The following is a 26,505-nucleotide window of genomic DNA, read 5'->3' as shown; positions in this document are numbered from 1 at the left end:
AAGCGGGTTGCGCCAGTCCGCGACTCGTCTTATAGACCCGTTTGTCCGCGCCCATCGTCTATCGGTTAGGACGCCACCCTTTCACGGTGGAGAGAGGAGTTCGATTCTCCTTGGGCGTACCACCCTTTTTCTTCTGAATTACTTCAGTTGCGCATCGTCCCGATCAGGTTTTCTGATCGGCACGATGTGATTCGTCCCGCTTGCTTCCGCGCCGCGTTTCGTTGCTTCGGATGTGCCGCATCGGGTCGTCAGACCGGCGCTTCGCCGATGTCCGTGATCCGAACCGACACCTTCTCCCGCCCCTGATACCGGTCGATCGACAGCGTTCCCGCGGCATGGACGAGACGGTCGCGATTGCGCATCAACGCATCTCCGAGCGGCGAACCCACGGCCCGGAACGCGATCGCGGATGCGTCCGCCCCGTCGGCCGATCGCAGCGTCGCCTTCACGTGGCCGCCGGTGCCGACTTCCAGGGCCGAGACGAGCCGGTGACGCGGCAGAGCGAAAAGCGGCTGTGCATGGCCGGCGCCGAACGGGCCGGCCCGTTCGAGCTTCTCGACCAGCGCGGTCGTCAGGCCCACGGCGCTGACCGCGCCATCGAAGCGCAGGAGGTCGTTCGCCATCAGCCGGGTCACGGTCTCTCGGGCCTGATCCTCAGCGGCGGCGCGGAAATCCGCCAGCCGCTCGCGCTCGATCGTCAGTCCCGCCGCCATGCCGTGGCCGCCGCCCTTTACCAGAATGCCGTCCTCGACCGCGCGACGCACGAAGCCCCCGATGTCGAAACCGGGGATCGAGCGACCCGAGCCGGTGCCGCGACCTTTGGCGTCGAAGGAAATGGCGAAGGCCGGGCGCGCGAAGCGTTCGCGCAGGCGCGCCGCGATCAGCCCGACGATGCCGGGATGCCAGTTCGCACCTCCCGCGACGAGGATGGCGGGGCCGGTCCCGTTGCCGATCTCGGTGCGCACCTCGTGCTCCGCCTCGGCCAGCATGTCCTTCTCCATGGCCTGTCGTTCGGCATTGAGGAGATGGAGTTGCTCGGCCAGTTCGTGCGCCTCGCCGGCATCGCGGATCGTCAGGAGGCGGCTGCCGAGATGGGCTTCGCCGATCCGCCCGCCGGCATTGATGCGCGGCCCCAGCAGGAAGCCGAGATGAAACGTGTCGATCGGCCCGGCCAGCCGCGAGACCTCCGCCAACGCCTTCAGCCCGGCATTTTCGAGCGAGCGCATGCGAACGAGACCGCGCACCACCAGCGCGCGGTTGAAGCCGATCAGAGGCACCACGTCGCAGACGGTGGCCAACGCCACGATGTCGAGATCGTCGAGGATGTTCGGCAGGGAGGCCGGGGAATGACCGCGTCGGCGCAGCTCGCGCGAGACGGCGACGAGCGTCATGAACACGACACCAGCGGCGCAGAGATGCCCCTGCCCCGAAAGATCGTCCTGCCGGTTCGGATTGACGATGGCGACGGCCGGCGGCAGCGCCGGGCCGGTCTGGTGGTGATCGAGAACAAGGACATCGACGCCGATCGCGCGTGCGGCTTCGAGGGCATCGAAACTGCCGGTGCCGCAATCGACGGTGACGATGAGCGTCGCGCCGGCCGCCGCCATGTCGCGCATTGCATGCGGGTTCGGCCCGTAGCCCTCGGTGACCCGGTCGGGAATGCGGATGGGCGCATCGATGCCCATGTGCCGGAGATACCGGTGCAGGAGGGCCGCCGAGGCCGCGCCGTCGACGTCGTAGTCGCCGAAGATCGCGATGCCCTCGCGGCGCTCCACGGCGTCGGCAAGGCGCGCGGCCGCCACGTCCATCTGCGTCAGCGTCGATGGATCCGGCATGAGGTCGCGGATCGTCGGATCGAGGAAGCGTGGCGCTTCGTCGGCCTCGACGCCGCGCGCCGCCAGCACGCGCGCCACGAGGTCGGGAACGTTGCTCTCGCGCGCCATGCGCCCGGCGGTCGCTTCGGCGCGCAGGTTCAGAGCATGGACCCAGCGCCGCCCGGTCGCGGATCGCTCGACGCCGAGAAACGTCCGATGGGGATCGGTCATGAAAGCCTGATGGGCGTCAGAGCCCGAACTTGTCGAGGTCGTAATGCCGCGCGCGGATGTCGCGGATGGTGCGCGACTGCGCGCGCATCACCAGCGTGTGCGTCTCGATCCGGTTGGCGTAGATGCGAACGCCGTCGAGAAGGTTGCCGTCGGTCACCCCGGTCGCCGCGAAGATGACGTCGCCGGCCGCCATGTCCTGCAAGCGATAGATCCGATCGGGATCGCCGAGGCCGAGTTTCTCGGCGCGAATGCGCTTGTCGACGGTGTTGAGCTGGAGCCGCCCCTGCATCTGACCGCCCATGCAGCGCAGCGCAGCGGCCGCGAGCACGCCCTCGGGCGCCCCACCGATACCCATGTAGATGTCGATCCCGGTGCCCTCGGGGTCGGTGGTGTGGATGACGCCCGCCACGTCACCATCGCCGATCAGGCGGATCGACGCGCCGGTGGCGCGGATCTGCTCGATGAGCTTGGCATGGCGGGGGCGATCGAGGATGCAGGCGGTGATCTGGCCGACCGGCACGCCCTTGGCGGCGGCCAGCGCCTCGATGTTCTGGCGCGGCGTGCGCTCGAGGCTCACCACCTCATCGGGATAGCCGGGGCCAACCGCGATCTTTTCCATGTAGACGTCGGGCGCGTGGAGAAGGCTGCCCTTCGTGGCGACGGCGATCACCGTCAGCGCGTTCGGAAGGTTCTTGGCGCAGATGGTGGTGCCTTCGAGCGGATCCAGCGCGATGTCCACCGGCAGGCCGCCGGTGCCCACCTCCTCGCCGATGAAGAGCATCGGCGCCTGATCTCGCTCGCCCTCGCCAACGACGATGGTGCCACTGATGGCCAGCGCACCAAGTTCGACGCGCATGGCGTCGACCGCCGCCTGGTCGGCCGCCTTCTCGTCGCCCCGGCCGCGCAGCATCGCGGCCGCCACGGCGGCTCGCTCGGTGACGCGGGCGATCTCGATCGACAACACCCGGTCGAGCGACTGCGCACCATCGTCCATCGTGTCCGCCATGCCGTCAGCTCCCCGTTTCGAACTGGTATGCCCGACTTGCATGAAAACGCAACAACAGCGGGCGGGCCCGTACGGCCGGCGCGCGACGGTCGCGGATCAATCGAGGGTTTCGATCCGGATCATCCGGGGTTCGCCCTTGAGATGCCCGTCGCGCGACACGGCGTCGAGCGCCTTGCGGACCGCCGCTTCCGTGGTCTCGTGGGTGATCAGGATCACCGGCGCGGTCTCGCGATCGCCGCCATCCTCGCGCTTGCGCTGCACGATCGATTCCAGCGAAATCGCGTTCTCCGCCATGCGACGGGCGATCGATGCGAAGGCGCCGACCCGGTCGAGGACGCTGAGGCGAATGTAGTAGCCGCCTTCATGCGCCCTCATCCGCGCCCGCTTGTAGGGTACGAGGCTGGCCGGATCGACCGCGAAGGTCGGCATGCGAACGCCCTGCGCGGCGTCGATGATGTCGGAAAGAACCGCCGACGCCGTGGCGTTTCCGCCGGCGCCCGGGCCGACCAGAAGGATCGAGCCGAGAAGATCGGTGTCGACCGCCACCGCGTTGGTCACGCCGTCCACCTGCGCGAGCGCCGAATGGGCGGGGATCATCGTGGGATGCACGCGCTGCTCGATCCCGGTTTCGGTGCGTTGCGCCACCGCCAGGAGCTTGATGCGGTAGCCGAGTTCCGCAGCCGCCTCGATGTCCTCGTTCGACACCGAGGAAATGCCCTCGATGAAGATCGACTCGAGGTCGATCTCGCAGCCGAACGCGAGCGAGGTCAGCAGCGCCAGCTTGTGGGCGGCGTCGAAGCCGCCGATGTCGAAGGTCGGATCGGCCTCCGCGTAGCCGAGTCGCTGCGCGTCGGCGAGGCAGTCCTCGAAGGCGATGCCCTCCTTCTCCATGCGGGTCAGCATGTAGTTGCAGGTGCCGTTGAGGATGCCGTAGACGCGACTGACCGAATTGCCGCGCAGCGCCTCTCGCATCGTCTTGATAATCGGGATGCCGCCGGCCGCCGCCGCCTCGAAGAAGATCGTCGTGCCCTTGCGCTGCGCCAGCTTCGCGAGTTGCACGCCATGATGGGCGAGCAGCGCCTTGTTGGCGGTGACGACGGGAATGCCGCGGTTCAACGCAGCCTTCACGCTGTCGAGCGCCGCCCCTTCCGAGCCGCCCACGAGTTCGACGAAGAGATCGATCTCCGCCTGCGCCGCCAGCGACACCGGGTCGTCGAACCATTCGAGGCCGGACATGTTGATGCCGCGATCCTTCGAGCGGTCGCGCGCCGAGACTGAGACCACGTCGATGGGTCGCCCCGCCTTGAGGGCGTAGGCGTCGCGTTTGGAGGCGATCAGGCGGGCGAGCGAAGCGCCGACCGTTCCGAGCCCGGCCAAGCCGAGCCGCATCGGGCGATCCATGGAAGTCCTCGAAGGCTGGCGGTCGGGGCGACTCGCGGCAAAGGTCCGTCTACTGGCTTGCGCCGGCAAGCGACGCCTTTTGGACGGGATCGTGGCCCGACGCAAGGAAACGCTTGATGTTGCGCGCGGCCTGCCGCAGCCGGTGCTCGTTCTCCACCAGCGCGATGCGGACGTAATCGTCACCGTATTCGCCGAAGCCGATGCCGGGCGCGACCGCCACGTCCGCCTTTTCGATGAGGAGCTTCGAGAACTCCAGCGAGCCCATGGCGCGGAAGCGCTCGGGGATCTGGGTCCAGGCGAACATGGTGGAGGACGGCGGCGGAACCTCGAAACCGGCGCGTCCGAACGACTCGACCATCACGTCGCGGCGGTGACGATAGATCGAGCGCACCTCCTCGACCGCCGCGTCGCCGGCGTTGAGCGCCGCCGTCGCCGCGACCTGGATCGGCGTGAACGCGCCGTAGTCGAGGTAGGATTTGACGCGGGCGAGCGCCGCGATCAGCCGTTCGTTGCCGACCGCGAAGCCGACGCGCCAGCCCGGCATCGAGAAGGTCTTCGACATCGAGGTGAACTCGACCGTCACGTCCATCGCGCCGGGCACCTCCAGCACCGAGGGCGGCGGCGCGCCGTCGAAGAAGATCTCGGCATAGGCGAGGTCGGACAGAATGATGATCTCGTTCTCGCGCGCGAACTTCACGACCTCCTTGTAGAAGTCGAGATCCGCCTCGTAGGCCGTCGGGTTCGACGGGTAGTTCAGGATGATGGCGATCGGTTTCGGGATCGAGTGCCGCACCGCGCGGTCGATCGCCCGCAGGAAGTCCTCGTCCGGCTTGGCGGGAATCGAGCGGATCGTGCCGCCGGCCATCAGGAAGCCGAAGGCGTGGATCGGGTAGGTCGGATTGGGGCAGAGCACCACGTCACCCGGGGCGGTGATCGCCTGCGCCATGTTGGCGAAGCCCTCCTTCGACCCCAGCGCGGCGACGATCTGCGTGTCGGGATTGAGCTTCACGTTGAAGCGCCGCTCGTAATAGGCGGCCTGGGCGCGCCGAAGGCCGGCAATGCCCTTCGAGGCGGAATAGCGGTGGGTGCGCGGATCGCGGATCGCCTCGCACAGCTTGTCGACGACGAATTTCGGCGTCGGCAGATCGGGATTGCCCATGCCGAGGTCGATGATGTCGACGCCGCGCGCACGGGCTGCGGCCTTCTTCTTGTTGACCTCCTCGAACACGTAGGGCGGGAGGCGGCGGACCTTGTGGAACTCTTCGCTCATGGCGGATGGCTTTCGAATCGCGGCGAACATGTCGGCGGCGCGGCTCTCGGCCGGCCCACCCCGTGGCTCTCGAAGAACGTCGCTCGGTCCGGGCGCATCGACCCCTCCCGGGGCCGGCGGCGCTCTATTGCGCCCGGCTGGTGGCGGCAGCCTCGTCCGCGGGCGCAGGCGCCAGTGCCGCGGCGGCCTCGCGCTGCTGCGCCGCCGCCACGCCCTGCATTTCCTGCACGCGCTGAAGATAGGCCGCGTTGGACGAACCGGAGGCGCGGGCGCCGATATTGGCGAATCGTTGGCGTGTCGCCTCGACGTCGGCATCGCTCACCTGTGTCGTCGCAGCCTTGGGCATGGCACCGATGATCGGATAGCCGTTCGCGTCCCGGCGCTGCGCCGACGGACCGGAATCCGGGGCGGCGGCCAGAGGCGGCAGAATGCGGGGGGCGTCGTCGCGCGGCAGGAACGCCTGGCAGCCGGACAGCGGCACGCCGAGCGCAACGAGCACCGCCGCCATTCGAACCGTGTGTAATGCCATCGCTGCCGAACCTTCCCGAAACCGCTTTCTCTTATCGGATACGCGGTTCCTTTCAAATCGAAAACAGGCAGATCGGCCGATGCTGCGGTGCCGCGACGAAAGTCGGATCTTATTGGCGGCCGAGACCTGAACTGTCTCGCCGTTTCGTGCTTTCTAGGCGACAGGAGGAGATGGCCATGACCGAATCCCAGACCCGTTCCGCCGACGAATCCGGCGGCGCTCCGCCGTTTTCCGACTATGCCGTCCGAGACCCGGAAGCGTTCACGCGCAATATGGCGCACATGCTCGAGCATCTGGGCAAGGCCGCGTCCGCCTGGGTGGAGCCGCGCGAGCGCGGCGAAGTGCAGGACGGACCGGTCAGCTACGGCGACGTCGTCTCCACCCTGTCGAAGGTCGGCGAGTACTGGCTGACCGATCCGACGCGGGCGCTCGAAGCACAGACGACGCTCATGGCGGGCTTCTTCGGCATCTGGAGCAACTCGATCCGCCGCATGTCCGGCCAAGCGGCTGACGGCGCTTCGCCGGCACCCTCGATGCCGTCCGACAAGCGTTTCACGCATGAGGAGTGGACGAAGAACCTCTTCTTCGGCTTCCTGCGCGAAGCCTATGTGCTGACCTCCGACTGGGCGCAGCAGATGGTCGACCGGGCCGACGGCCTCGACCCCCACACGCGCCAGAAGGCCGCCTTCTACGTCAAGCAGCTGACGAACGCGCTGTCGCCTTCCAACTTCGTGCTCACCAATCCCGAGCTCTACCGCGAGACCGTGGAGCAGAACGGCGAGAACCTCGTGCGCGGCATGAAGATGTTCGCTGAGGACATGATGAAGGGTGCCGGCACGCTGAAGCTGCGCCAGTCCGACGCCTCGCAGTTCGCCCTCGGCAAGAACCTCGCGCTGACGCCCGGCAAGATCGTGGCACAGAACGATCTCTGCCAGATCATCCAGTATGCGCCGGCAACCGAGACCGTCTTCAAGCGGCCGATCCTCATCTCGCCGCCCTGGATCAATCGCTTCTACATTCTCGATCTGAACCCCGAGAAATCGATGATCCGCTGGATGGTCGAGCAGGGCCACACCGTGTTCGTGATCTCCTGGATCAATCCCGAAGCGCGCCACGCCGACAAGAACTGGCAGGACTATATCGACGAGGGCATCGTCTTCGGGCTCGACATGATCGAGGCGGCGACCGGCGAGCGCGACGTCAACGCCATCGGCTATTGCGTCGGGGGCACGCTTCTGGCCGCTTCGCTTTCCTATCTGAAGCAGCGCGGCGACGAGCGCATCCGCTCGGCCACCTTCCTCACCACGCAGATCGACTTCAAGCACGCCGGCGACCTGAAGGTCTTCGTCGACGAGGGCCAGCTCGACGAGATCGAGAAGGCCATGGATCGCGGCTATCTTGAAGGCACGCGCATGGCGACGGCCTTCAACCTTCTGCGCTCGGGCGACCTGATCTGGCCCTATTTCGTCAACAACTACCTGAAGGGCAAGGAGCCGCTGCCCTTCGACCTCCTGTTCTGGAATGCCGACGCCACCCGCATGGCGAAGGCCAACCACCTGTTCTACCTGCGCAACTGCTATCTCGAAAACCGGCTGTCGCGCGGGCGGATGGAGATCGGCGGGTCCAGGCTCGATCTCTCCGAGGTCACGATCCCCATCTACAATCTCGCGACGCGCGAGGATCACATCGCCCCGGCCCTCAGCGTCTACGAGGGCAGCCGCGCCTTCGGCTCGGACGTCACCTATGTCGTGTCCGGGTCCGGCCATATCGCCGGCGTCGTCAATCCGCCCTCGCGCGGCAAGTACCAGTTCTGGACGGGCGCGCCACCGTCCGGCGACCTCAGCTTCGAGACGTGGTGGACGCAGGCCGAGGAAACGAAGGGCTCTTGGTGGCCGCACTGGCAGAGCTGGATCGAGACGCAGTCGGGCGAGCAGGTGCCGGCCCGCGAACCCGGCGGCGGGTCCCTGTCGCCGATCGAGGATGCGCCGGGCAGCTACGTGCGCAACTGATCCCGGCGGCGGCAAGGGGTTGAAGACGCTGGCATTCGGTGCGACATCACGATGACACCTGCCCTGCACGAACCGATCAGGAAGCGCCCGTTCCCGCGATGACGATCTACCTCGAAGCCGAAGCCAATCCGCTGCGCAACACGGGCTCGATCCGCCTCTATGACGAGGCGGCCTTCGAGGGCATGCGCCGGGCCTGCCAGCTGACGGCGACCTGCCTCGATCAGCTCGCGACCATGATCGTTCCCGGCGTGACCACAGAGGCGATCGACCGCCACGTGTTCGAATTCGCGATGGATTCCGGCGCCCTCCCGGCGACGCTGAACTATCGCGGCTACATGAAGAGCGTCTGCACCTCGATCAATCACGTCGTGTGCCACGGTATCCCCAACGACAAGCCGCTGCGCGAGGGTGACATCGTCAATATCGACGTGACGCTCGTGCTCGACGGATACTACGGCGACTCCTCGCGCATGTATCCGGTCGGCAAGATCAAGCGCGCGGCCGAGCGCCTGTGCGAGATCACCTACAAGTCGCTGCTCCTCGGTATATCCGAGGTGAAGCCCGGCGGTCATGTCGGCGACATCGGCGCCGCGATCCAGGATTGTGCCGAAGGAGAGCGCTGCTCGGTGGTGCGCGACTTCTGCGGCCACGGCGTGGGCAAGCTGTTCCACGACGCGCCGAACATCCTCCACTACGGGCGTCGCGGCGAAGGCGTCGAGATGCGCCCGGGCATGATCTTCACGATCGAGCCGATGATCAACATCGGCCGCCCGCATGTGAAGGTGCTCGCGGACGGCTGGACGGCGGTGACGCGCGATCGCTCGCTCTCGGCGCAATACGAACATACGGTGGGTGTCACGGAAGGCGGCTGCGAGGTCTTCACGCTCTCGCCCGGCGGCTACGACATGCCCGGCTTCTCCGCCGAAACCTGGACCGCCCTCGGAGCCTGAGGTCATGTCGATGGGCGAGAAAACCACCGGGCTGAACGAGGCCTCGCTCTCTCTCCTCGGCGACGCCCTTCCCGTCTCGCCGGTCCTGCCGGCCCTCCGTCCCTCCAGGGATGCAAGGGCCAAGGCGATGCCAAAGCACGAGGATGGGCACCGCGACCGGCTTCGAGACCGCTTCGCCGAGGCCGGTTCGCTCGCGCTCGCGGACTACGAACTGCTCGAGCTTCTGCTGTTTCGAACGATTCCCCGCCGCGACGTGAAGCCGGTCGCCAAGGCGCTCCTCAAGCGGTTCGGCACCATGGCGGACGTCATCAACGCGCCCCTGCATCTCTTGCGCGAGGTCGACGGCGTCGGCCCCTCGACGGCGCTCGACTTCCACATCGTCGCGGCCGTCCACCAGCGCTCGATCCGCTCGGCGATCCGCTCGCGCGAGGTTCTGTCCTCGTGGTCTGCCGTCATCGAATACTGCCACACGGTCATGGCGCATGAGCCGCGCGAGCAGTTTCGCGTGCTGTTCCTGGACAAGCGCAATGCGCTCATCGCCGACGAGGTGCAGCAGACCGGCACGGTCGATCACACGCCCGTCTACCCCCGGGAAATCATCCGTCGCGCGCTCGAACTCTCGGCGACCGCGGTGATCCTCGTCCACAACCATCCCTCGGGCGACCCCGCCCCGTCGCGGGCCGATATCGAGATGACGCAGACGATCATCGATAGCGCGCGGCCGCTCGGCATTTCCGTCCACGACCACATCATCATCGGTCGCAACGGACACACGAGCTTCAAGGGCCTGCGACTGATTTGACCGACGTCGGCGACCTCAGTTGAGGTAGCCGACCTCTTTGACGAAGCGCACTTCCTGCGGCTTGATCAGGCCGCGATGCATCACGCGCACCGAATGGATCCGCGCCTCCACTTCCCGCTCCCAATGGTCGAGAAAGCGCTTGAGGCGCGGATATTGCGGAGCGATGTCGTCGAACTGCCAGGAGAAGGTCTGCAGGAAGCTGGGGTGGTCGGGCATGCGGTAGAGGATCTCGGCGAATGTCACGCCGTAGCCCGAAAGCATCTTCTGGAACTGCGGGTCGGAAACGCGTGCGGAAGGCATGTCGGCTCCTGTCCTGAGCGAGCCGAACCACTCGGCCTGACCCTCAGCCTGCACCCGAATGGTTAACCGGATCCTAACGCCGAAAACGCTATCCGCCTGGTTTCCGTGCATGCCTCAATAGTCGCCACCGGAGGTGAGCCCATCGAGAAACCGCCTCGTATCGGCCCGGGCGGTCGCGACCTTCGCCTCCGACATCCGGTCGAGCGTCGCCACCGTTCGGCTCGTTCTCGGATTGCGGGCGAGATGCCGCCGGTTGCGGGCCACGAAATCCCAGTAGAGGTAGTTGAACGGACAGGCACCTTCGCCCTCCCGCTTCTTCACGTTGTAGGCACAAGATCCGCAATAGTCGGACATCTTGTTGATGTAGTTGCCCGATGCCGCGTAGGGCTTGGAGGCGAACAGCCCTTCATCGGCGTAGAGGATCATGCCGACGACGTTCGGCATCTCCACCCATTCGTAGGCGTCGTGATAGACGACGAGATACCATTCCTGCACCTCGCGCGGATCGAAACCGGCGAGCAGGCAGAAGTTTCCGAGCACCATCAGCCGCTGGATATGATGCGCGTAGGCGTTGGCCCGCGTCTCTTCGATCGACTGCTTCAGGCAGTTGAGATCGATCTCGCCGGTCCAGAAGAAGTCCGGCAGCGGGCGCCTGGCGTCCAGCGCGTTGCGCTCGCCATAGCCGGGCATCTCGCGCCAGTAGACGCCGCGGATGAACTCGCGCCAGCCGATGATCTGCCGGATGAATCCTTCCACCGCGTTGATCGGCGCCTCGCCCTCGTGAAACGCGGCCTCCGCCGCCTCGCAGCATTCGCGGGGATCGAGCAGCCCGCAGTTGATGAGGCCTGACAGATGCGAGTGGAAGAGGAGCGGCTGCCCCTGCCGCATCGCATCCTGATAGGTGCCGAACTTTGGGAGCGCTTCGGCGACGAACCAGCCGAGATAGTGCAGCGCCTGCTCGCGCGTCACCGGGTAGTCGAAGTCTTCGAGACTGCCGAAATGATTGCCGAAGCGGGAGCGGACGAGATCGAGCGCCTCCTGCGTCACGGCATCCGGCGGATAGTTCGGGCGCTCGGGCGCCTCCAGTCGCGGCGGCAGCGCCTCGCGGTTCTCGGCATCGAAATTCCAGCGCCCCTCCGCGGGTTCGTCCGGTCCCGCCATCAGGTAGCCGGTGCGCCGGCGCATCTCGCGATAGAAATACTCCATGCGCAGGGTCTTCGTACGCCCCGCCCACGCCGCGAATTCATCGTGGGTGCAGAGGAAGCGGTCGTCCGCTCGGATCTCGACCGGCAGATCGAACTGCCTCGACCAGCCCCGGATCATCTCCATCACGCGCCATTCGCCGGCTTCGGTCACGACGATGCCGTCGATGTCATGACGGGCGAGCGCACGCTCCAGTTCGCCGGTGAAGCTACCGCTGTTGTCGCTATCGTCAAGCTTGATGTAATCGACGCAAGCGCCTGTCTTCGCGAGGTCTTCGGCAAAGTGGCGCATGGCCGAGAAGAGGAAGGCGATCTTGCGCTGGTGGTGGCGCACATAGGTCGCCTCGTCCCCGACCTCCGCCATGAGAACGATGTCGCCGGACTCGATGTCGCGCAGAGACGACAGGGCCGTGCTGAGCTGGTCTCCCAGAACGAAACGAAGCTTCGGCAAGCGCGTCAGCCCCGACCGGTGCGAAGGGTCGAACGCCCGCCGTCGACGCCGATCGTCTGCCCGGTGATCCAGCCGGCGTCCGGCGACAGCAGGAAACAGGCGAGCGCCGCGATCTCGTCGGCATGCCCGAGGCGCGGGATCGGGTGCAGCTTGGCGACGGCCTCGACCATTTTCTCGTTGCCGGCGACGGTGCGCCCGAGCGGCGTATCCACTAGCGACGGCGCGATGGCATTAACGCGGATGCGCGGCGCGAGCTCGGCCGACAACGAGCGCATCAGCCCGACCACCGCGCCCTTGGCCATGGCAATCGAGGCGTGGGCGGGAAAGCCCTGATCGACCGCAACAGTCGAGAACAAGACGATCGACGCGGCCTCGCTCGCCTGCAATGCCGGCAGGCAATGGCGAACGGCACTCGCCGCTCCCAGCGCATTGATGCGGAAGTCGCGCAGGAAATCGTCGTCGGACAGTCTCGTGAAGGGCTTCAGGTTGATCGTTCCGGCAGCGTAGACGAGCCCGTCGAGCGACGGACCGGCCACCGAGGCCAGCTTGTCCCATCCCTCGCCGCTCTCGACATCGAGCCGGACGGCCTCACCGCCGAGTTCCGAAGCCAGCGCCTCGATGGCGCCGGGATCGCGCCCGGTCAGCACGACGTCGTGGCCTGCTTTCCGAAGCCGGCGCGCCGTCGCTTCGCCTATTCCGCCCGATGCTCCCAGCACGATGTAACGCACGCGGTCTGTCTCCTCAGCCATTGACCGCATGAGATGCGCCATCCGGTCGCGGCTTCAAGTGCGGCGGGCGGGCGCAGCCGGCGCGCTGGCTGGACGGCGGAGGCGGCCCTATCTGCGCCGCCATGGCGAAGATGCGATCGAAGTCGGACCTGCCCACCAAACCCTGCGCGCACTGCCGTCGGCCGATGACGTGGCGCAAGGCCTGGGCGCGGCACTGGGACAAGGTCCTCTACTGTTCAGATCGCTGCCGTGCGGAGGCCAAGCGCGAGCGTCAGGGCGCAGCCAGCGTCACGCCGGCCGGCAACACCTAGAGCGGCGACGCCAGGATGCCGCCGGCCCGGGCCATGAGGTCTGGCGTATCGACATCGAACGAGGCCGCGGCACCGATTTCGACGGCCGTCACGAGATCGCGGTGGGCCTGGACGATGCTGCGCGCGCCGATGTCGCCGGCCAACCCCGCGACCTCGTCGCGAAACCGGCTCGACAGGATCACGGGGTTGGCTCGGCGCCCACCGTCGGCCGCCAGGACGATCGCCCCTTCGCCTGACGGGCGGAACTCGGCGATCATCCGGTCGAGATCGCCGGCCGTCAGCAGGGGCTGGTCCGCCAGGAGGACCAGCACCCCGTCCGCGGTCCCGGCTGCGGCCTCGAAGCCGGCCTTGAGCGACGTCGCCAGGCCATCGGCGTAGTCGGGATTGGCGACGAGCCCGACGTCGAGCCCGTCGAGCGCCGAGGTGATGGCATCCCGCATATGGCCCGTGACCACATGAACCCGTGCCGCGCGGCTGGCCAGTGCCGTCTCCACGGAGCGGCGGATCAGCGGCACCCCGTCGAAGGTCGCCAGAAGCTTGTTCGGACCGTTCATGCGGCTCGACCGGCCGGCCGCGAGCACGACGATCTCGACGCGCGGTGCGGGATCTGCAGCCGGATTCGCCGGAGCATCGCGCGGCTGCGGACGAGAGGCAATTTCCATGAGCAATCCTCCTACGCCCAACCCCGTCACATCCTCACGCGTCACAGGAAGATCGGCGAGGATGCGATTGAGAATCCAGTCGAAACCGTTCTCGCGCGGACTGCGAGCGCAGCCTGGCGCGCCCAACACGATCCGCGTTCCGATCCGCCCCAGCAGCAGCAGGTTGCCGGGGTCCACCGGCATACCGAGATGCTCGACGTCACCGCCCGCCGCCCGGATCGCGGCGGGAATGACGTCGTCGGCGTCGATCACGGCCGAGGCTCCAAAGACGATGGTCAGATCCTCGTCTGCGGCCGCCTCGACAAGCGCTTGCGCCAGTGGCTCCCCACTGTGATGGCAGCGCACCTCTCGCTCGATCCAGGACTCCGACTTTTCGAGGCGCGAAGCCAGCGCGTCACGGGTCTTGTCGAGGACGCTCGCCTTGACGGTTGGCAACTCCGTCTGCACCAGCCCGACTCCGCGCGCCCGAAATGGCGCCAGCTTCAGCGCCCGCCGCCCGCGCAGCAACGCGACCGCGGCCTCGACCGCCGCGCCGGGAACGGCCAGCGGAATGATCTTGACGGTGGCGACCATCCGGTCGGCTTCGACCGGCGCGAACTCGCCGAGCGTCGCCAGCGTGATGCCGGGGTCGAGGCGGTTGAGCCGGTCGATCGTTGCGCGATCGGGCAGGAACAACCCGTTCTCGCCCGCGAAAAGGTTGGCCCGGCCGGTGGCGGCGGGCGCGGCGCCGATGCGCGAACTCGCGAGCGCCTCGGCGATCTGCCCGGCGGCTTCGTCCTCGCCGACATCGCCCGCGTCCAGCATGGCCGCTACCACTAAGGCGATGTCCGCCGCACGCAGCCGCTCGATCTCGGCCGGCCCGATCCGCGTGCCCTTCGCGATGCGTCCGTCCGGAAGCTTCTGCGCATGGGCGAGGATCGCCCCAATCGCACTCTCCACCGCGACCGGCCCGAACCTCATGCCGGGTCCATCTCGCCGCGACGCTCGGCGTGCATCTTGCGCTTGCGGAACGCGGAGATCACCGAGGCCAGGATCGCCACCGCGATCTCGGCCGGCGTAGAGGCTCCGATATCGACCCCGATCGGCGCCTCGATGCGGTCGATCCTGTGCTGCGGCAGGCCGGCCGCAAGCAGTCGCTCGACGCGGCGCGCGTGGGTCTTCCGGCTACCGAGCGCGCCGACATAGAAGCAGCCGGTCCGCAGCGCTTCGATCAGCGGACGGTCGTCGATCTTCGGGTCGTGGGTGACCGCGACGACGGCCGTGTAGGGGTCGAGCGGGCGCTCGCCGAGCGCAATCTCCGGCCATTCGGCGCGGAGGTCCGCCCCCGGGAAGCGCTCGACGGATGCAAAGGCCGTGCGCGGATCGATGATCTCGACGTGAAAGCCGGCGAGAGCCGCCATCGGCGCCAGCGCCTGGCTGATATGGACGGCGCCGATCACCAGCAGCCGCGGCGGCGGCAGATGCACGTTGAGGAAAAGATCGCTTCCCTCGAGCCCGCCCGACTTGCCCGAGCGCAACGCCTTCTCGGCCTCGACTTCGAGCGCGTCACCCGCAATCTCGGTTTCGCGCAATAGACGGCTTTCGCCGGTCTCCAGGTCGGTGACGAGGAGGCAGGCGCGGCGGGCGACACGCTCGACATTGAGCTCGCGCAGGAGATCCAGATGCATCAGGCCACCTTCTCGACGAAGACGCGGATCCTTCCGCCGCAGGAGAGGCCCACCTGCCACGCCGTCTCGTCGGCGACGCCAAATTCCAGCATCCGCGCCGTGCCGCTCTCGATCACCTCGGCCGCTTCTGCGACCACCGCTCCCTCGACGCAGCCGCCCGACACCGAGCCCTCGAAGCGCCCCTCGGCATCGATGACGAGATGGCTGCCCACGGGGCGCGGTGCGGAGCCCCAGGTTTCCACGACCGTCGCGAGCGCCAGCGAGCGTCCCTCGAGACCCCAGGCCTCGGCGATGGCCAGAGTGTCGTTCGCCGTGATCGACGCGTTGTCCGACATGGGCGGGATCTCCATTCAGGCCGCCTGTGCGGCGGGATCGTCGAGAAGCCATCGGCGCGGATCAAGCGATCCGCCGGACGGCGCAGCCGAGAGCGCCCGGCAGAGATCTTCCATCGCATCGAGCGAATGCACAGAGCGGAACTCGTCGACATGGGGCAGCATCGCGCGGACGCCGCGAGCGCGCGCCGAAAACCCCTCGAAGCGCAACAGAGGGTTCAGCCAGATCAGCCGACGGCTGGACCGGTGCAGGCGCGCCATCTCACGCGACAACGTATCGATGTCGTCGCGCTCCAGCCCGTCGGTGATCAGCAGCACCACCGCGCCGCCGGACAGCACCCGCCGCGACCAGCGCTTGTTGAAGGTCTCCAGCGCCTCGCCGATCCGCGTGCCGCCCGACCAGTCGGCGACGGCGCCCGCGCACCGGTCGATGGCGGCGTCGGGGTCTCGGCTCGTCAGCTCGCGCGTCACGTTCGTCAAACGCGTGCCGAAGAGGAACGTGCGCACCCGTCTCCTGCGCGCCGTCACGGCATGGAGGAAATGCAGGAAGATGCGACTGTACTGGCTCATAGAGCCCGAAATGTCGGCGATCACGACCAGCGGCGGATGAACCTCGCGGCGTGCGCGGTAGCGCGGGAGGACGAGGTCGCCGCCGGTGCGCATCGACGCCTGCAGCATGCGGCGCGGATCGAGCCGCCCGCGTGCCGCATCCATGCGGTAGCGCCGGGTCGCGACGCGATCTTCTGGTAGTTCGAGCGCGGCGATGGCCCGCTTGGCACGCTCGATCTCGGCCGCGCTCATCTGCGCGAAGTCCTTCGCCCGCAGGATCTCGTCGCGCGAGACGGTCAGCCGCGCGTCGATTTCCAGAACCGGCGTGTCCTGCATGCGCGGCTCGCGCCGGGCCCCTTCCGCCAAGGCCTCGTCGACCCGGCGCTCACCCGGGCGCTTCTTCTCGGGCGCCGTCTCGCGCGGCGGCGCCATGGAGGAGAACATCGCGATCATCTTCTCGACGAGCTGCCGCGAGCGCCAGAACTGCCGGAAGGTTTCCGCAAAGACCGCCTCATCCTCGCGCCGCATGACGAAGACCGAATGCAGCGCCCAGAAGAAGTCGTCGCGCGAGGAAAGTCCCGCCGCCTCCGCCGCATCGATGGCGGTGAGCGTCGAGGCAGGCCCGATGCGCAGGCCGGCCTTGCGCAGGGTTCGCGCGAAAAAGGCGATGTTGTCGGCCAGCCTGCCGTCCGGGTCCGCGCCGTCGCGCTCCGTACTCATGCCCGTCAGACCTGCCGCATGTCGCGCTTGACGGCGGCCAGGATCTCGCGGCTCTCGCCCTTCTCGATCCGTGCGATGTCGTCCTGATACTTGAGGATCACGCCAAGCGTATCCGTCACCAGAGCTGGGTCGAGCGCGACCGCGTCGAGCTCGGTCAGCGCCATCGCCCAGTCGATCGTCTCGGCGACGCCCGGCGCCTTGAACAGGTCGACCTGCCGAAGCCGTTGCACGAAGTGCACGAGCTCGGCGGCGAGATGGGCGTTGGCGCGCGGCGCCTTGCGATGGACGATCTCGAGTTCCCGCTCGGCCGAGGGGTAGTCCACCCAATGATAGAGGCAGCGACGCTTGAGCGCGTCGTGGATCTCGCGCGTGCGATTGGTGGTGATGATGACGATCGGTGGCTCGGCGGCCTTCACGGTGCCGAGTTCGGGGATCGTCACCTGATTGTCCGACAGGATCTCGAGAAGGAACGCCTCAAAGGCCTCGTCTGTGCGGTCGAGTTCGTCGATCAGCAGCACCGGGGCCCGCCCCGGCTCGCCCTCGAGCGCCTGCAGGATCGGCCGCCGGATCAGGAAGCGCTCGGAGAAGATGTCGGATCGCATTGCGTCGCGAGAGACGTCTCCGGCCGCCTCGCGCATGCGGATCTCGATCATCTGCGCGGCGTAGTTCCACTCGTAAAGGGCGGTCGAGACGTCGAGGCCCTCATAGCACTGCAGCCGGATCAACGGCCGGTCGAGCGCGCTGGCCAGAACCTTCGCGATCTCGGTTTTGCCGACGCCGGCCTCGCCTTCGAGGAAGAGCGGCCGGCCCATACGTAGCGACAGGAACAGGACGGTCGCCAGCGATCGATCCGCGACATAGTCGGCGCTTTCGAGAAGCGCCTGCGTTTCGTCGATGCTGACGGGAAGTGATGCCACGGGCCGATCCTGTGCGAGACGGAGCGCTGTTGCACCCAAGATAGGCGCGGCAGCCGGGCTTGGACAGGCTCCCTGCGCGTCAGCCCATCAGACGACGTGATAGCTGCGGGCGCGGTAGACAAGGCTGCCGCCAGCCTTCGGCTCGGCCAGAGCGACCACCTGGCCGATCATCACGCGATGCGTCGCCACCGGGCGGCTGTCGATGATGCGGCAATCGAAGCTGACGAGGGCGTCGTCGAGGATCGGCGCGCCCGATTCCAGCCGGTGCCAGCGACCGGCGGCGAAGCGGCCCTCGACGTCGAGATTGCCCTCGCCGGCAAAGACGCGGGCAAGCGCCTCGTTGCGATCGGCCAGGACATTGACGGCGAAGACGCCGTTCTGCTCGAAGCGCACGTTCGCGGCGCTGGACTGGTTGAGGCAGACGAGGATCGTCGCGGGATCGTCGGACACCGAGCAGACGGAGGTGACCGTGACGCCCCTGAGGCCCGCTGGTCCGTCAGTGGTTACGAGACAGACGGCAGCGGCGAAATGGCTCATCGCCTCGCGGTAGGCGACGCGGTCGATCAGGTCGGGAGAGAGGGACGATGAGGTCAGCACGAATGATCCTTTTCCGGCCGACTCAGGGGACATGCGGCTGGGCTCCACGGCAACATAGGGCTCGCAGCGCGATTTCGCACCGGGCGGACAGATGGGACCGGGCAGCACGCGAAATTTGGCAGGGCGCCGGCCTCCCGCAGCGACCGAAGCATTCCGGCGCGCATCCCCTCGCAGCCCGCGATCGAACTCGCAAGCCGACGCGCAACGACGTCGCGCCGCCTCTCGCCGCCCCACTCGGCTTCCGCTACGCTGACCTCATGAACCTGCGTCCGTTCCTGCCTGCCCTCGCCTGCCTCCTCGCCGTCTCGGCCTCCGTCAGCGCGAGAGCGCAGGAGCAACCCATGCGGATCGGCGTCGCTGCCCCTTCCAGCGGCCCCTATGCCGCCCTCGGCGCGCAGATCCTGGCGGGCGCTCGCTCCGTCGCGGGCAATGCCGAGATCGTCTCCGCCGATACGCAATGCTCCGCGGAGGGTGGAATGCAGGCCGCCGAGCAGTTCGTCCGGGACCGGGCCGACATCGCGATCGGCTTCCTCTGCACCGCCGCGCTTCATGCGGCGCTTCCGATCCTGAAGGGCGCGAACATTCCGGCGCTCGATGTGGGCGTGCGCGCGGACCGGATCCTGACCCGCCGCGAGCGGGATGGAACGCTCGTCTGGCGGATCGCGCCCGCCTCCTCGGCAGAGGCCGAGGCCATCGCCCGCTTCGTGCGCACGCGCTGGAGCGGCGCGGCTTTTGCGATCGTCGAGGACGGCTCATCCTACGGGCGAGATCTCGCCGACACCGTGCGCGCCCGCCTCGAAGAGGATGGCCTGCGCCCCAGCTTCGTCGACAACTATCGGCCGGCCGAGGAGAAGCAGTTCGCCCTGGCGCGGCGGATCGGGCAGAGCGGCGTGACGCGGGTCCTCGTCTTCGGCACGCGCGGCGACATCGCCGTGATCGCACGCGATGCCGCCGCGTCCGATCTCGGCCTGACGATTGCTGGCGGCGAATCGCTGCTGGATGAGAGCACCGGTCAGGTTCCGCTGGCGCCTGGCATCATTGCGGTCGCCTCGGGTTTCGACGTCGACTGGACGCCGTCCGAAACCGCACCGCCGCTCGAAGGCTACGGCACGGCCGCGGCCGTCGCCACGGAGGTCGCGGTCGAGGCCCTGCGGCGCAGCAGGTCTTCCGGTGGCTCGATCGCGGACATCCTCAACACCGACAGCTTCGACACCAGCCGCGGCGCCCTGCGCTTCGACGGCACGGGTCAGGCCGATCTCGCGACGTTCCGACCCTATCGCTGGGACGGGGCACGCTTCCTGGCCGACGGCGAAGGCTAAGCCCGTGGAACTTTGGCAGCCTGGCCTCCGCAATCTCCTGACCGATCTCGACGGCGTCACCGTCGGAAACGCTTCCGATGAGCGGATGAAGAGCGGCACGACGGCGATTCTGTTCGATCGGCCCGCCGTCGCCTCCGCGCTCGTGCTCGGCGGAGCCCCGGGCTCTCGTGACATCGAACTCCTCGATCCCGCCAACACGGTCGGCGGCGTCGATGCCTTCGTGCTGTCGGGCGGCTCCGCCTTCGGCCTCGATGCCGCATCCGGCGTTCAGTCCTACCTTCGCGAGGCCGGACGCGGTTTCGAGGTCGCGGGCTTCCGGGTTCCGATCGTGCCGGCCGCCATCGTCTTCGACCTCGCCAATGGCGGTGACAAGGACTGGGGCTTCGCCTCGCCGTATGCAGCGCTCGGGCTGGACGCGGCTCGCCTCGCCTCGCGCGACTTCGTGCTCGGCACGGCGGGCGCAGGCACCGGCGCGACGACGGCCGTCTGCAAGGGCGGTCTCGGCTCGGCGTCGATCAGGCTGCCCGGTGGCATCACCGTCGCTGCGCTCGTCATCGTCAACGCGGTGGGTTCGCCGCTCGTCGGTGGCACCCGCAGCTTCTGGGCGGCACCCTTCGAGATCGCGGGCGAGTTCGGTGGCCTCGGCCTACCGCATCCGATGCCGGCCGACGCCGCGATGCCGCGCACCAAGCACGGGGCGCGCGAGGGCGCCAACACGACGGTCGCGGTGATCGCGACGGATGCGGTGCTGACGAAGGGCGAAGCCAAGCGCCTCGCGGTCGCCGCCCATGACGGGTTCGCCCGGGCGCTCTATCCCGTCCACACCGACTTCGACGGCGATCTCGTCTTTGCCGCGGCCACAGGCACCAGCGGCATCGCGCCCTCGCCGCTCGACCGGATGATGCTGGCGGCGGCCGCCAGCGCAGCGATGTCGCGCGCCATCGCCCGAGGCGTCTTCGAGGCGATGGGCACGCCCGGAGACCGCCTGCCGGCCTGGCGGGATCTGCCGGCTTGAGCGCTCGCGATTGAGGCGCGGGGCGCGGTCTGTTAGGAGCCGGGCATCCGCGATCCTCGCTTTCGAAAGCTCGAACCCATGATCCCTCGCTATTCCCGTCCCGAGATGGTCTCGATCTGGTCGCAGGAGACCAAGTTTCGCATCTGGTTCGAGATCGAGGCGCATGCCTGCGACGCGCTCGCCGAACTCGGCGTGATCCCCAAGGACGCCGCGAAGACGATCTGGGAGAAGGGCAACGCCGCGACGTTCGACGTCGCCCGCATCGACGAGATCGAGCGAGAGACGAAGCACGACGTCATCGCCTTCCTCACCCATCTCGCCGAGTTCGTCGGGCCCGACTCGCGCTTCATCCACCAGGGCATGACCTCGTCGGACGTGCTGGACACCTGCTTCAACGTGCAGCTCGCACGCGCCTCCGACCTGATGCTCGCCGACCTCGACGCGCTTCTCGCCGCGCTGAAGCGCCGCGCGATGGAGCACAAGGACACCGTCACGATCGGCCGCTCGCACGGCATTCACGCCGAGCCGACGACCTTCGGCGTCAAGCTGGCGCTCGCCTATGCCGAGTTCGACCGCTGCCGGGCCCGCCTCGTCGCCGCCCGCGAGGAGATCGCGACCTGCGCGATTTCAGGCGCCGTCGGCACCTTCGCCAACATCGACCCGAGCGTCGAGGAGCATGTCGCGGCGGCGATGGGCCTGAAGCCCGAGCCGGTCTCGACGCAGGTCATCCCGCGCGACAGGCACGCCATGTATTTCGCGACGCTCGGCGTCATCGCGTCCTGCGTCGAGCGCCTGTCGATCGAGATCCGGCACCTGCAGCGCACCGAGGTGCTGGAGGTCGAGGAGTATTTTTCGCCGGGCCAGAAGGGCTCGTCGGCCATGCCGCACAAGCGCAACCCGGTGCTGACCGAGAACCTCACGGGCCTCGCCCGCATGGTGCGCTCCTACGCGCTGCCGGCGATGGAGAACGTCGCCCTCTGGCACGAGCGCGACATCTCGCACTCCTCGGTCGAGCGGATGATCGGCCCGGATGCGACGGTGACGCTCGACTTCGCGCTCGCCCGCCTTACCAACGTCATCGACAAGCTTCTCGTTTACCCCGAGCGGATGGACCGGAACCTCAACCAGTTCAAGGGTCTGGTACATTCGCAGCGGGTGCTGCTGGCGCTGACGCAAGCCGGCGTCAGCCGCGAGGACGCCTATCGTCTCGTGCAGCGCAACGCGATGAAGGTTTGGGAGCACAATGCCGACTTCCTCGAAGAGCTGCTGTCGGACGGCGAGGTGACGGCCGCGCTCGGTGAGGCGCAGATCCGCGAGAAGTTCGATCTCGGCTACCACACCAAGCACGTCGACACGATCTTCGCCCGCGTCTTCGGCGCAGCCTGACCTGTCAGGCCGCCTGCGATGCCGTGGCGCCCGCAACAATGACGGGCGTCGCCAGTCGCTCAAGCGGCGCGAGGTCGATGCCGCGAATGTCGACCTTGATCATCTGATGATCTGAGAAGGGCTGGTCGATGATCTCGACATCGGCCTGCTCGCGCAACTGCGGCGACAGAAGGCACGTGTCGAGCGTCGCGCGGTAGGGCCCGAGCCGGAAGGTCGGCCCCGACTGGGCGTTGGCGTGGACGAGGCCGCTGCGCAGCAGCGGCTCCAGTTCGCCTGCGCCGCGAAACAGGTTGAAGTCGCCGACGACGACGGTCGGCGTCTGGCGCTCGTCCACCCAGCGCGCCAGTTCCGCGATCTGGATGCAGCGGATGCGATAGCGCAGCGACAGATGCGCGACGAGCACCCGGACGCCGGCCATCTCGATGTCGTAGACCAGCCGCTTCTTGCCGGCCGAGAGATAGCGCGCCGCATAGTCGAGCGGCCGGGCGGCGAGGAAGGCGTTTGACTTTCCGACCGAGACGGAGAGCCGCCGGAACTGCTTGTCCGCCCCGTACTTGTTGTCGATCCGCACCGTCGTGTGGTGCTCTTCGCGCAGCGATGGCAACTGGTCGAAGAAGCCGTTCGTCAGCGAGCCCCGGTCGATCTCGACGAAGCAGGACAGGTCCGGTTTCAGGTCGCGGAGGCGCTCGCGCACGAAGCCGAGAGTGCGCTCCTGCACCCGCCGCGTCGTGAAGACATGGCGGTGGCCATGGCGCACATGATGGCCGATGGATCCGTCGATATCGCGGGCATAGCCGAGATTGGCGTAGACGATCCTCAACATGGCTTCCACCCGTTCCCGCATCCGGAACGATGCTGCAGGCAACGCCCCGCATCGGGGCGCCGTTCCGGAGCCCATCGACGATTCATCTCGACCATAGGCGTCGCGTGTCTGGAACGTCGTTCGCCGCGGCCCATATCCCCGCTGAGACGCGGCCGCAATCCCTGCTAGACGGCAGGGGGCCGGCCTTCATCCGAACGGCGCTTCGGTTTCGTGCCGAGAGGACCAACGAGACATGACGGACTTCTTCGACGGCACGGTCTGGGCGATCGCTGCGGGTGTGATCAGTTGGTCGATCATCATCGGCGCCGTCGTCTACATTCCGTTCCGCCGCTCGCCGGTGGCGGCGCAGGCCTGGCTCCTGCTGTTCTTCTTCCTGCCCTGGGTCGCGCTGCTGATCTATCTCGCGGTCGGCAACGCAAGGCATCCGAAATGGCGGCGGGACCGCATCGCCGAGGTGCCGGACATCATCCGCAAGGCGATCGGCCACATCTCGCTCGAAAGCATGGGCGGCATGCGCAGCCTCAGGCCGCATCACCGGATGACAGCCCATCTCGTGCATCGCATCGGGCGCTTTCCCTGCCTTGCCGACAACCGGATTCGGCTCGATGCGGACTACAACCGCGTGGTCGACCGCATCGCCGGCGATATCGACGCGGCCAAGCACCATGCGCATGTCATGGTCTACATCCTGCAGAACGATCAGGCTGGCAACAAGGTGCTGAGCGCGCTCGAGCGGGCCGCGCGGCGCGGCGTGAAATGCCGGCTGCTCATCGATGCGGTGGGTTCGTCGCGCGACCGCAAGGCCATCGCCAAGCGCCTCAAGGGCAGCGGCGTCGAGCTTCAGCTGATCCTGCCGCTGCGCTTCTGGAACCGCGCGACCCGCCTCGACCTGCGCAATCACCGCAAGATCGTGGTGGTGGACGGGCGCGTCGGCTGGGTCGGTTCGCAGAACATGCACCGGATCGAATACGAGCCCAAGACCTTCTATCGCGAACTGATGGCGCGAGTCGAAGGCCCTGTCGTGCTCGAACTCCAGGCGATCTTCATCGGCGACTGGTATCTGGAAACCGAGGAGGACATCGCCTCTCGCGATCTGATGCCCGAGCCCCTGCCGCCCTCGCCCGACCGGACCGCCACCGCGCAGGTTCTGCCGAGCGGCCCGGACTATCCGATGGCCGGCGTCGACGTGCTCTTCACCGATCTCATCTACAGCGCCCGCCAGCGCGTGGTGCTGGCGACGCCCTACTTCATCCCGAACGAGCCGCTTCTCGTGGCGTTGCGCACGGCCGTGTCGAAGGGCGTGCGCGTAACCCTCTTCGTCACCTCGACGACGAACAGCATGCTCATCGACCGGGCGCAGCAGTCCTATTACGACGAGCTGCTGGAGGCGGGCGTCGAGGTCATGCTTTACCGGGAGCGTTTCCTGCACGCCAAACACCTGTCGATCGACGACGACATCGCCATCGTCGGCTCCGCCAACATGGATCGGCGCTCCTTCGAGCTGAACTCGGAGGTAACGCTCATCGCCTACAACGAGGATCTGGTGCGCGACCTTCGCGTCATCGAAGACGACTACCGCGCCAAGAGCCACCGCCTGCAACTAAAGGACTGGGAAAAGCGGGGTTTCTTCATGCAGCTGGCCGAGAACGCGACTCGGCTGATCAGCCCGCTTCTCTAACTGCCGCAGGAGCGGGCCGGCTTCGGTCGCCCCGCTCGCTTGACAAAATCCGGCGGCCTTCGCATCTCGGCACCATGCGAATTTCAGAAGCCGACATCCTCATCGTCCCCGGATACACCGGCTCGTCCGACCAGCACTGGCAGACCCGCTGGGAGCAGAAGCTCTCCACCGCGCGGCGCGTTCATCAGCGTGAATGGTCGAAGCCCGTCCGAGAAGATTGGACGCAGGCGGTGGCCGATGCGGTCAACGAAGCCGTGAAGCCGGTGGTGCTCGTGGCGCATTCGCTCGGCGTCGCTGCGGTCGTACAGGCCGTGCCGCTGTTCCGGCATCGCGTCGCCGGCGCCTTTTTCGTCTCGCCGCCGGATGTTGCGGACGAGACGATCCGCCCGAAGCACCTGATGACCTTCGGCCCCTATCCGCGCGATCCCCTGCCGTTCCCCTCGGTGGTGGTGGCCAGCCGCAACGACCCGTTCTCCACATTCGAGGCGGCCGAAGATGCAGCCGGCGCCTGGGGCTCGCTCTTCGTCGATGCGGGCGAAGCGGGCCATCTGAACGCAGACAGCGGCCACGGCCCTTGGCCGGAGGGGCTGCTGACCTTCGGCAAGTTCCTGTCGACGCTGCCGGCCTGACGGCCGACAGCGCTATTCGGTCAGGCGCGAACTTCGGCGACGATCGCGGCGGACGCAGCCCGCAGCAGGCCGATGTCGGAGGCGATGCAGATCATCGCATAGCCCATGTCGCGGTAGCGCCGCGCATCGGCGGCGGTCGCCGCGTAGATCGCGGTGGCCTTGCCGGCCGCCTTGGCCTTGGCGAGGATGGATCGCGCCGCCGCGTCGGTTTCCTCGCCGTTGGGGTCCAGCCCCTTCGAGCCGATCGCCATTGACAGGTCGGACGGCCCAACGAAGATGCCGCCGAGTTCGGGCACCGCGAGAATCGCGTCGATCTCGGCATAAGCGGACGCGGTCTCGATCATCGCCAGCGACACCACGGCCGCGTTGGCGATGTCCATGTAGGCCTTGCCGGACTCGTAGCCGAAGAGGTCCACGGCGCGGGCCGGGCCGTAGGATCTCGTGCCCGACGGCGCGTAGCGCAGCGCCTTGGCGAAGGCGGCGGCATCCGCCGCGCCCTCGACCATCGGCAGGATGACGCCCGTAGCGCCGAAATCGAGCGAGCGTGCCGCAAGCGCCAGATCGCCGATCGGCACGCGCACCACCGCCGGCTTGCCCATCAGGACGGCACGGGCACAGCCTTCGCGGATTTCGGCGACGCTCTGCAGGCCGTGCTGCACGTCGAGCGTCAATACGTCGAAGGTCCGCAGCAAGGTCTCGTGAACGACGGGATCGCCGAGGCCGGCCCAGGCCGACAGCACCGTGCGCTCGCCGGCGAGCATCCGGCTGAGTTGCGCGGCGGGCATCAGCTGGCGGCCACTTGCTGCTGGGCCTCGGTGAGGAACTCCTCCATGTGCCGGCGGATCTGGTGCTCGGACTGCGCGACGGCCGCCGCATCGAAATCGGCCCGCACGCGCTGGTAAACGTCTTCCGAACCACCGGCGCCGAGATCGAGCTGCACGAGCGCGGCCGCGTAAGCGTCCGCCTCGGCGCCGGACTTACCGAGCTTGTCCGCAGCCCAGAGGCCCAGAAGCTTGTTGCGCCGGGCTTCGACGCGGAAGCGAAGCTCCTGCTCGTGGCCGAAGCGCGCCTCGGCGTCGTGGGCCCTGTCGTTGATGGACATCGCTGCGATCCTTCGTCTCGAATTGTTCGGCCGGGCCGATTCCAGCCCTGCATGGTCCCTAGGCTAGCGAGAGACCGGGCGAAGTCCAGCCGATCCCTCTCGGGC

Annotated in this window: 26 protein-coding genes and 1 tRNA gene; 10 read left to right on the top strand and 17 right to left on the bottom strand. The window is 67.6% G+C overall.

Translation table 11 applies throughout. From position 1 onward, the window contains the following. Positions 1 to 47: 47 nt before the first annotated feature. Positions 48 to 122, top strand: a tRNA-Glu gene (locus AUL33_RS17870). Between the two features lie 126 nt (positions 123 to 248). Here the strand turns inward: AUL33_RS17870 and recJ are convergent. From recJ to AUL33_RS17845, 5 genes are all read right to left on the bottom strand, one after another. Further along, positions 249 to 2,045 (bottom strand): single-stranded-DNA-specific exonuclease RecJ, encoded by a 1,797-nt coding sequence (gene recJ, locus AUL33_RS17865; RefSeq protein WP_062211396.1) that lies wholly within the window; start codon positions 2,043 to 2,045, stop codon positions 249 to 251. Between the two features lie 16 nt (positions 2,046 to 2,061). Further along, positions 2,062 to 3,051: a class II fructose-bisphosphatase gene (gene glpX, locus AUL33_RS17860; protein WP_192843214.1), complete on the bottom strand. Its 990-nt coding sequence runs from the start codon at positions 3,049 to 3,051 to the stop codon at positions 2,062 to 2,064. 96 nt (positions 3,052 to 3,147) lie between these two features. Next, positions 3,148 to 4,452 (bottom strand): homoserine dehydrogenase, encoded by a 1,305-nt coding sequence (locus AUL33_RS17855; RefSeq protein WP_062211394.1) that lies wholly within the window; start codon positions 4,450 to 4,452, stop codon positions 3,148 to 3,150. A gap of 49 nt (positions 4,453 to 4,501) precedes the next feature. Beyond that, the gene (locus tag AUL33_RS17850) at positions 4,502 to 5,722 is read right to left on the bottom strand and encodes an LL-diaminopimelate aminotransferase (protein WP_062211391.1); all 1,221 of its coding nucleotides are present in this window, start codon (positions 5,720 to 5,722) and stop codon (positions 4,502 to 4,504) included. 124 nt (positions 5,723 to 5,846) lie between these two features. Beyond that, positions 5,847 to 6,251 carry a hypothetical protein gene (locus tag AUL33_RS17845; RefSeq protein ID WP_156419476.1) on the bottom strand — a complete coding sequence of 135 codons (405 nt, stop codon included), beginning with the start codon at positions 6,249 to 6,251 and terminating at the stop codon, positions 5,847 to 5,849. Positions 6,252 to 6,427: 176 nt separating this feature from the next. On the opposite strand from AUL33_RS17845, the gene phaC reads away from it, so the two are divergent. The 3 genes from phaC to radC all read left to right on the top strand — a co-directional run bounded on the left by phaC (position 6,428) and on the right by radC (position 10,012). Then, the gene (gene phaC / locus AUL33_RS17840; protein ID WP_062211385.1) at positions 6,428 to 8,260 is read left to right on the top strand and encodes a class I poly(R)-hydroxyalkanoic acid synthase; all 1,833 of its coding nucleotides are present in this window, start codon (positions 6,428 to 6,430) and stop codon (positions 8,258 to 8,260) included. A gap of 98 nt (positions 8,261 to 8,358) precedes the next feature. Further along, a complete protein-coding gene (gene map / locus AUL33_RS17835; RefSeq protein WP_062211383.1) occupies positions 8,359 to 9,210 on the top strand; it encodes a type I methionyl aminopeptidase in 852 nt (283 codons plus the stop codon). A gap of 10 nt (positions 9,211 to 9,220) precedes the next feature. Continuing rightward, complete coding sequence (gene radC, locus AUL33_RS17830) at positions 9,221 to 10,012, top strand: DNA repair protein RadC (RefSeq protein WP_244492323.1); 792 nt, start codon at positions 9,221 to 9,223, stop codon at positions 10,010 to 10,012. Between the two features lie 15 nt (positions 10,013 to 10,027). Here the strand turns inward: radC and AUL33_RS17825 are convergent, their stop codons facing one another. The 3 genes from AUL33_RS17825 to AUL33_RS17815 all read right to left on the bottom strand — a co-directional run bounded on the left by AUL33_RS17825 (position 10,028) and on the right by AUL33_RS17815 (position 12,714). After that, the gene (locus AUL33_RS17825; protein WP_062211375.1) at positions 10,028 to 10,312 is read right to left on the bottom strand and encodes an usg protein; all 285 of its coding nucleotides are present in this window, start codon (positions 10,310 to 10,312) and stop codon (positions 10,028 to 10,030) included. A gap of 114 nt (positions 10,313 to 10,426) precedes the next feature. Then, on the bottom strand, positions 10,427 to 11,965 hold the full coding sequence (locus AUL33_RS17820) for a cryptochrome/photolyase family protein (RefSeq protein ID WP_156419475.1): 1,539 nt from the start codon (positions 11,963 to 11,965) through the stop codon (positions 10,427 to 10,429). A 5-nt stretch (positions 11,966 to 11,970) separates the two neighbouring features. Further along, on the bottom strand, positions 11,971 to 12,714 hold the full coding sequence (locus tag AUL33_RS17815) for an SDR family NAD(P)-dependent oxidoreductase (protein ID WP_062211466.1): 744 nt from the start codon (positions 12,712 to 12,714) through the stop codon (positions 11,971 to 11,973). Positions 12,715 to 12,815: 101 nt separating this feature from the next. Here AUL33_RS17815 and AUL33_RS17810 point away from each other — a divergent pair, with 101 nt between their 5' ends. Further along, positions 12,816 to 13,004 (top strand): DUF2256 domain-containing protein, encoded by a 189-nt coding sequence (locus AUL33_RS17810; protein WP_192843213.1) that lies wholly within the window; start codon positions 12,816 to 12,818, stop codon positions 13,002 to 13,004. Here AUL33_RS17810 and AUL33_RS17805 read toward each other — a convergent pair. The 6 genes from AUL33_RS17805 to AUL33_RS17780 form a co-directional block, all read right to left on the bottom strand. Next, a complete protein-coding gene (locus tag AUL33_RS17805) occupies positions 13,001 to 14,626 on the bottom strand; it encodes an NTP transferase domain-containing protein (RefSeq protein ID WP_062211359.1) in 1,626 nt (541 codons plus the stop codon). The two genes, AUL33_RS17810 and AUL33_RS17805, sit on opposite strands and share 4 nt — an antisense overlap. After that, complete coding sequence (locus AUL33_RS17800; RefSeq protein WP_062211356.1) at positions 14,623 to 15,333, bottom strand: XdhC family protein; 711 nt, start codon at positions 15,331 to 15,333, stop codon at positions 14,623 to 14,625. Before AUL33_RS17800 ends, AUL33_RS17805 begins: the two co-directional genes overlap by 4 nt. Then, the gene (locus tag AUL33_RS17795; protein ID WP_062211461.1) at positions 15,333 to 15,668 is read right to left on the bottom strand and encodes an XdhC family protein; all 336 of its coding nucleotides are present in this window, start codon (positions 15,666 to 15,668) and stop codon (positions 15,333 to 15,335) included. The genes AUL33_RS17800 and AUL33_RS17795 overlap by 1 nt, the downstream gene beginning before the upstream one ends. Positions 15,669 to 15,683: 15 nt before the next feature. Continuing rightward, on the bottom strand, positions 15,684 to 16,934 hold the full coding sequence (locus AUL33_RS17790; protein ID WP_062211353.1) for a VWA domain-containing protein: 1,251 nt from the start codon (positions 16,932 to 16,934) through the stop codon (positions 15,684 to 15,686). Between the two features lie 5 nt (positions 16,935 to 16,939). Continuing rightward, positions 16,940 to 17,851 carry a MoxR family ATPase gene (locus tag AUL33_RS17785; protein WP_244492321.1) on the bottom strand — a complete coding sequence of 304 codons (912 nt, stop codon included), beginning with the start codon at positions 17,849 to 17,851 and terminating at the stop codon, positions 16,940 to 16,942. An 87-nt stretch (positions 17,852 to 17,938) separates the two neighbouring features. Further along, the gene (locus AUL33_RS17780) at positions 17,939 to 18,388 is read right to left on the bottom strand and encodes a flavin reductase (RefSeq protein WP_062211458.1); all 450 of its coding nucleotides are present in this window, start codon (positions 18,386 to 18,388) and stop codon (positions 17,939 to 17,941) included. A 317-nt stretch (positions 18,389 to 18,705) separates the two neighbouring features. Between AUL33_RS17780 and AUL33_RS17775 the strand changes: the two genes are divergently transcribed. The 3 genes from AUL33_RS17775 to purB all read left to right on the top strand — a co-directional run bounded on the left by AUL33_RS17775 (position 18,706) and on the right by purB (position 22,168). Beyond that, positions 18,706 to 19,767, top strand: coding sequence for an ABC transporter substrate-binding protein (locus tag AUL33_RS17775; protein ID WP_156419474.1), 1,062 nt, complete (start codon positions 18,706 to 18,708; stop codon positions 19,765 to 19,767). A gap of 4 nt (positions 19,768 to 19,771) precedes the next feature. Continuing rightward, positions 19,772 to 20,782: a P1 family peptidase gene (locus AUL33_RS17770; RefSeq protein WP_062211347.1), complete on the top strand. Its 1,011-nt coding sequence runs from the start codon at positions 19,772 to 19,774 to the stop codon at positions 20,780 to 20,782. 78 nt (positions 20,783 to 20,860) lie between these two features. Next, on the top strand, positions 20,861 to 22,168 hold the full coding sequence (purB, locus tag AUL33_RS17765; RefSeq protein WP_062211345.1) for an adenylosuccinate lyase: 1,308 nt from the start codon (positions 20,861 to 20,863) through the stop codon (positions 22,166 to 22,168). A gap of 4 nt (positions 22,169 to 22,172) precedes the next feature. Here the strand turns inward: purB and AUL33_RS17760 are convergent, their stop codons facing one another. Then, positions 22,173 to 22,991: an endonuclease/exonuclease/phosphatase family protein gene (locus AUL33_RS17760; RefSeq protein ID WP_062211343.1), complete on the bottom strand. Its 819-nt coding sequence runs from the start codon at positions 22,989 to 22,991 to the stop codon at positions 22,173 to 22,175. Between the two features lie 232 nt (positions 22,992 to 23,223). On the opposite strand from AUL33_RS17760, the gene cls reads away from it, so the two are divergent. After that, positions 23,224 to 24,669: a cardiolipin synthase gene (gene cls / locus AUL33_RS17755; RefSeq protein ID WP_062211339.1), complete on the top strand. Its 1,446-nt coding sequence runs from the start codon at positions 23,224 to 23,226 to the stop codon at positions 24,667 to 24,669. A gap of 74 nt (positions 24,670 to 24,743) precedes the next feature. Beyond that, complete coding sequence (locus AUL33_RS17750; RefSeq protein ID WP_062211336.1) at positions 24,744 to 25,298, top strand: alpha/beta hydrolase; 555 nt, start codon at positions 24,744 to 24,746, stop codon at positions 25,296 to 25,298. A gap of 20 nt (positions 25,299 to 25,318) precedes the next feature. On the opposite strand, the gene AUL33_RS17745 is transcribed toward AUL33_RS17750, so the two are convergent. Next, entirely contained in the window at positions 25,319 to 26,083 is a 765-nt protein-coding gene (locus tag AUL33_RS17745) for an HpcH/HpaI aldolase/citrate lyase family protein (RefSeq protein ID WP_062211333.1), read from the bottom strand. Further along, on the bottom strand, positions 26,083 to 26,400 hold the full coding sequence (locus AUL33_RS17740) for a DUF1476 domain-containing protein (RefSeq protein ID WP_062211330.1): 318 nt from the start codon (positions 26,398 to 26,400) through the stop codon (positions 26,083 to 26,085). Before AUL33_RS17740 ends, AUL33_RS17745 begins: the two co-directional genes overlap by 1 nt. Positions 26,401 to 26,505: the final 105 nt, after the last annotated feature.

The organism is Aureimonas sp. AU12, from assembly GCF_001463705.1.
GTDB lineage: Bacteria > Pseudomonadota > Alphaproteobacteria > Rhizobiales > Rhizobiaceae > Aureimonas.
This window is presented reverse-complemented; position numbering and strand designations above follow the sequence as displayed.

Coding starts and splice junctions, on each gene's coding strand:
- AUL33_RS17740 (WP_062211330.1), bottom strand. CDS start 26,400: ATGTCCATCAACGACAGGGCCCACGACGCCGAGGCGCGCTTCGGCCAC.
- AUL33_RS17850 (WP_062211391.1), bottom strand. CDS start 5,722: ATGAGCGAAGAGTTCCACAAGGTCCGCCGCCTCCCGCCCTACGTGTTC.
- AUL33_RS17750 (WP_062211336.1), top strand. CDS start 24,744: ATGCGAATTTCAGAAGCCGACATCCTCATCGTCCCCGGATACACCGGC.
- AUL33_RS17795 (WP_062211461.1), bottom strand. CDS start 15,668: ATGTCGGACAACGCGTCGATCACGGCGAACGACACTCTGGCCATCGCC.
- AUL33_RS17815 (WP_062211466.1), bottom strand. CDS start 12,714: ATGGCTGAGGAGACAGACCGCGTGCGTTACATCGTGCTGGGAGCATCG.
- AUL33_RS17800 (WP_062211356.1), bottom strand. CDS start 15,333: ATGCATCTGGATCTCCTGCGCGAGCTCAATGTCGAGCGTGTCGCCCGC.
- AUL33_RS17760 (WP_062211343.1), bottom strand. CDS start 22,991: ATGTTGAGGATCGTCTACGCCAATCTCGGCTATGCCCGCGATATCGAC.
- purB (WP_062211345.1), top strand. CDS start 20,861: ATGATCCCTCGCTATTCCCGTCCCGAGATGGTCTCGATCTGGTCGCAG.
- AUL33_RS17775 (WP_156419474.1), top strand. CDS start 18,706: ATGAACCTGCGTCCGTTCCTGCCTGCCCTCGCCTGCCTCCTCGCCGTC.
- AUL33_RS17855 (WP_062211394.1), bottom strand. CDS start 4,452: ATGGATCGCCCGATGCGGCTCGGCTTGGCCGGGCTCGGAACGGTCGGC.
- AUL33_RS17810 (WP_192843213.1), top strand. CDS start 12,816: ATGGCGAAGATGCGATCGAAGTCGGACCTGCCCACCAAACCCTGCGCG.
- recJ (WP_062211396.1), bottom strand. CDS start 2,045: ATGACCGATCCCCATCGGACGTTTCTCGGCGTCGAGCGATCCGCGACC.
- cls (WP_062211339.1), top strand. CDS start 23,224: ATGACGGACTTCTTCGACGGCACGGTCTGGGCGATCGCTGCGGGTGTG.
- AUL33_RS17780 (WP_062211458.1), bottom strand. CDS start 18,388: ATGAGCCATTTCGCCGCTGCCGTCTGTCTCGTAACCACTGACGGACCA.
- radC (WP_244492323.1), top strand. CDS start 9,221: ATGGGCGAGAAAACCACCGGGCTGAACGAGGCCTCGCTCTCTCTCCTC.
- map (WP_062211383.1), top strand. CDS start 8,359: ATGACGATCTACCTCGAAGCCGAAGCCAATCCGCTGCGCAACACGGGC.
- AUL33_RS17825 (WP_062211375.1), bottom strand. CDS start 10,312: ATGCCTTCCGCACGCGTTTCCGACCCGCAGTTCCAGAAGATGCTTTCG.
- AUL33_RS17805 (WP_062211359.1), bottom strand. CDS start 14,626: ATGAGGTTCGGGCCGGTCGCGGTGGAGAGTGCGATTGGGGCGATCCTC.
- phaC (WP_062211385.1), top strand. CDS start 6,428: ATGACCGAATCCCAGACCCGTTCCGCCGACGAATCCGGCGGCGCTCCG.
- glpX (WP_192843214.1), bottom strand. CDS start 3,051: ATGGCGGACACGATGGACGATGGTGCGCAGTCGCTCGACCGGGTGTTG.
- AUL33_RS17745 (WP_062211333.1), bottom strand. CDS start 26,083: ATGCCCGCCGCGCAACTCAGCCGGATGCTCGCCGGCGAGCGCACGGTG.
- AUL33_RS17790 (WP_062211353.1), bottom strand. CDS start 16,934: ATGAGTACGGAGCGCGACGGCGCGGACCCGGACGGCAGGCTGGCCGAC.
- AUL33_RS17845 (WP_156419476.1), bottom strand. CDS start 6,251: ATGGCATTACACACGGTTCGAATGGCGGCGGTGCTCGTTGCGCTCGGC.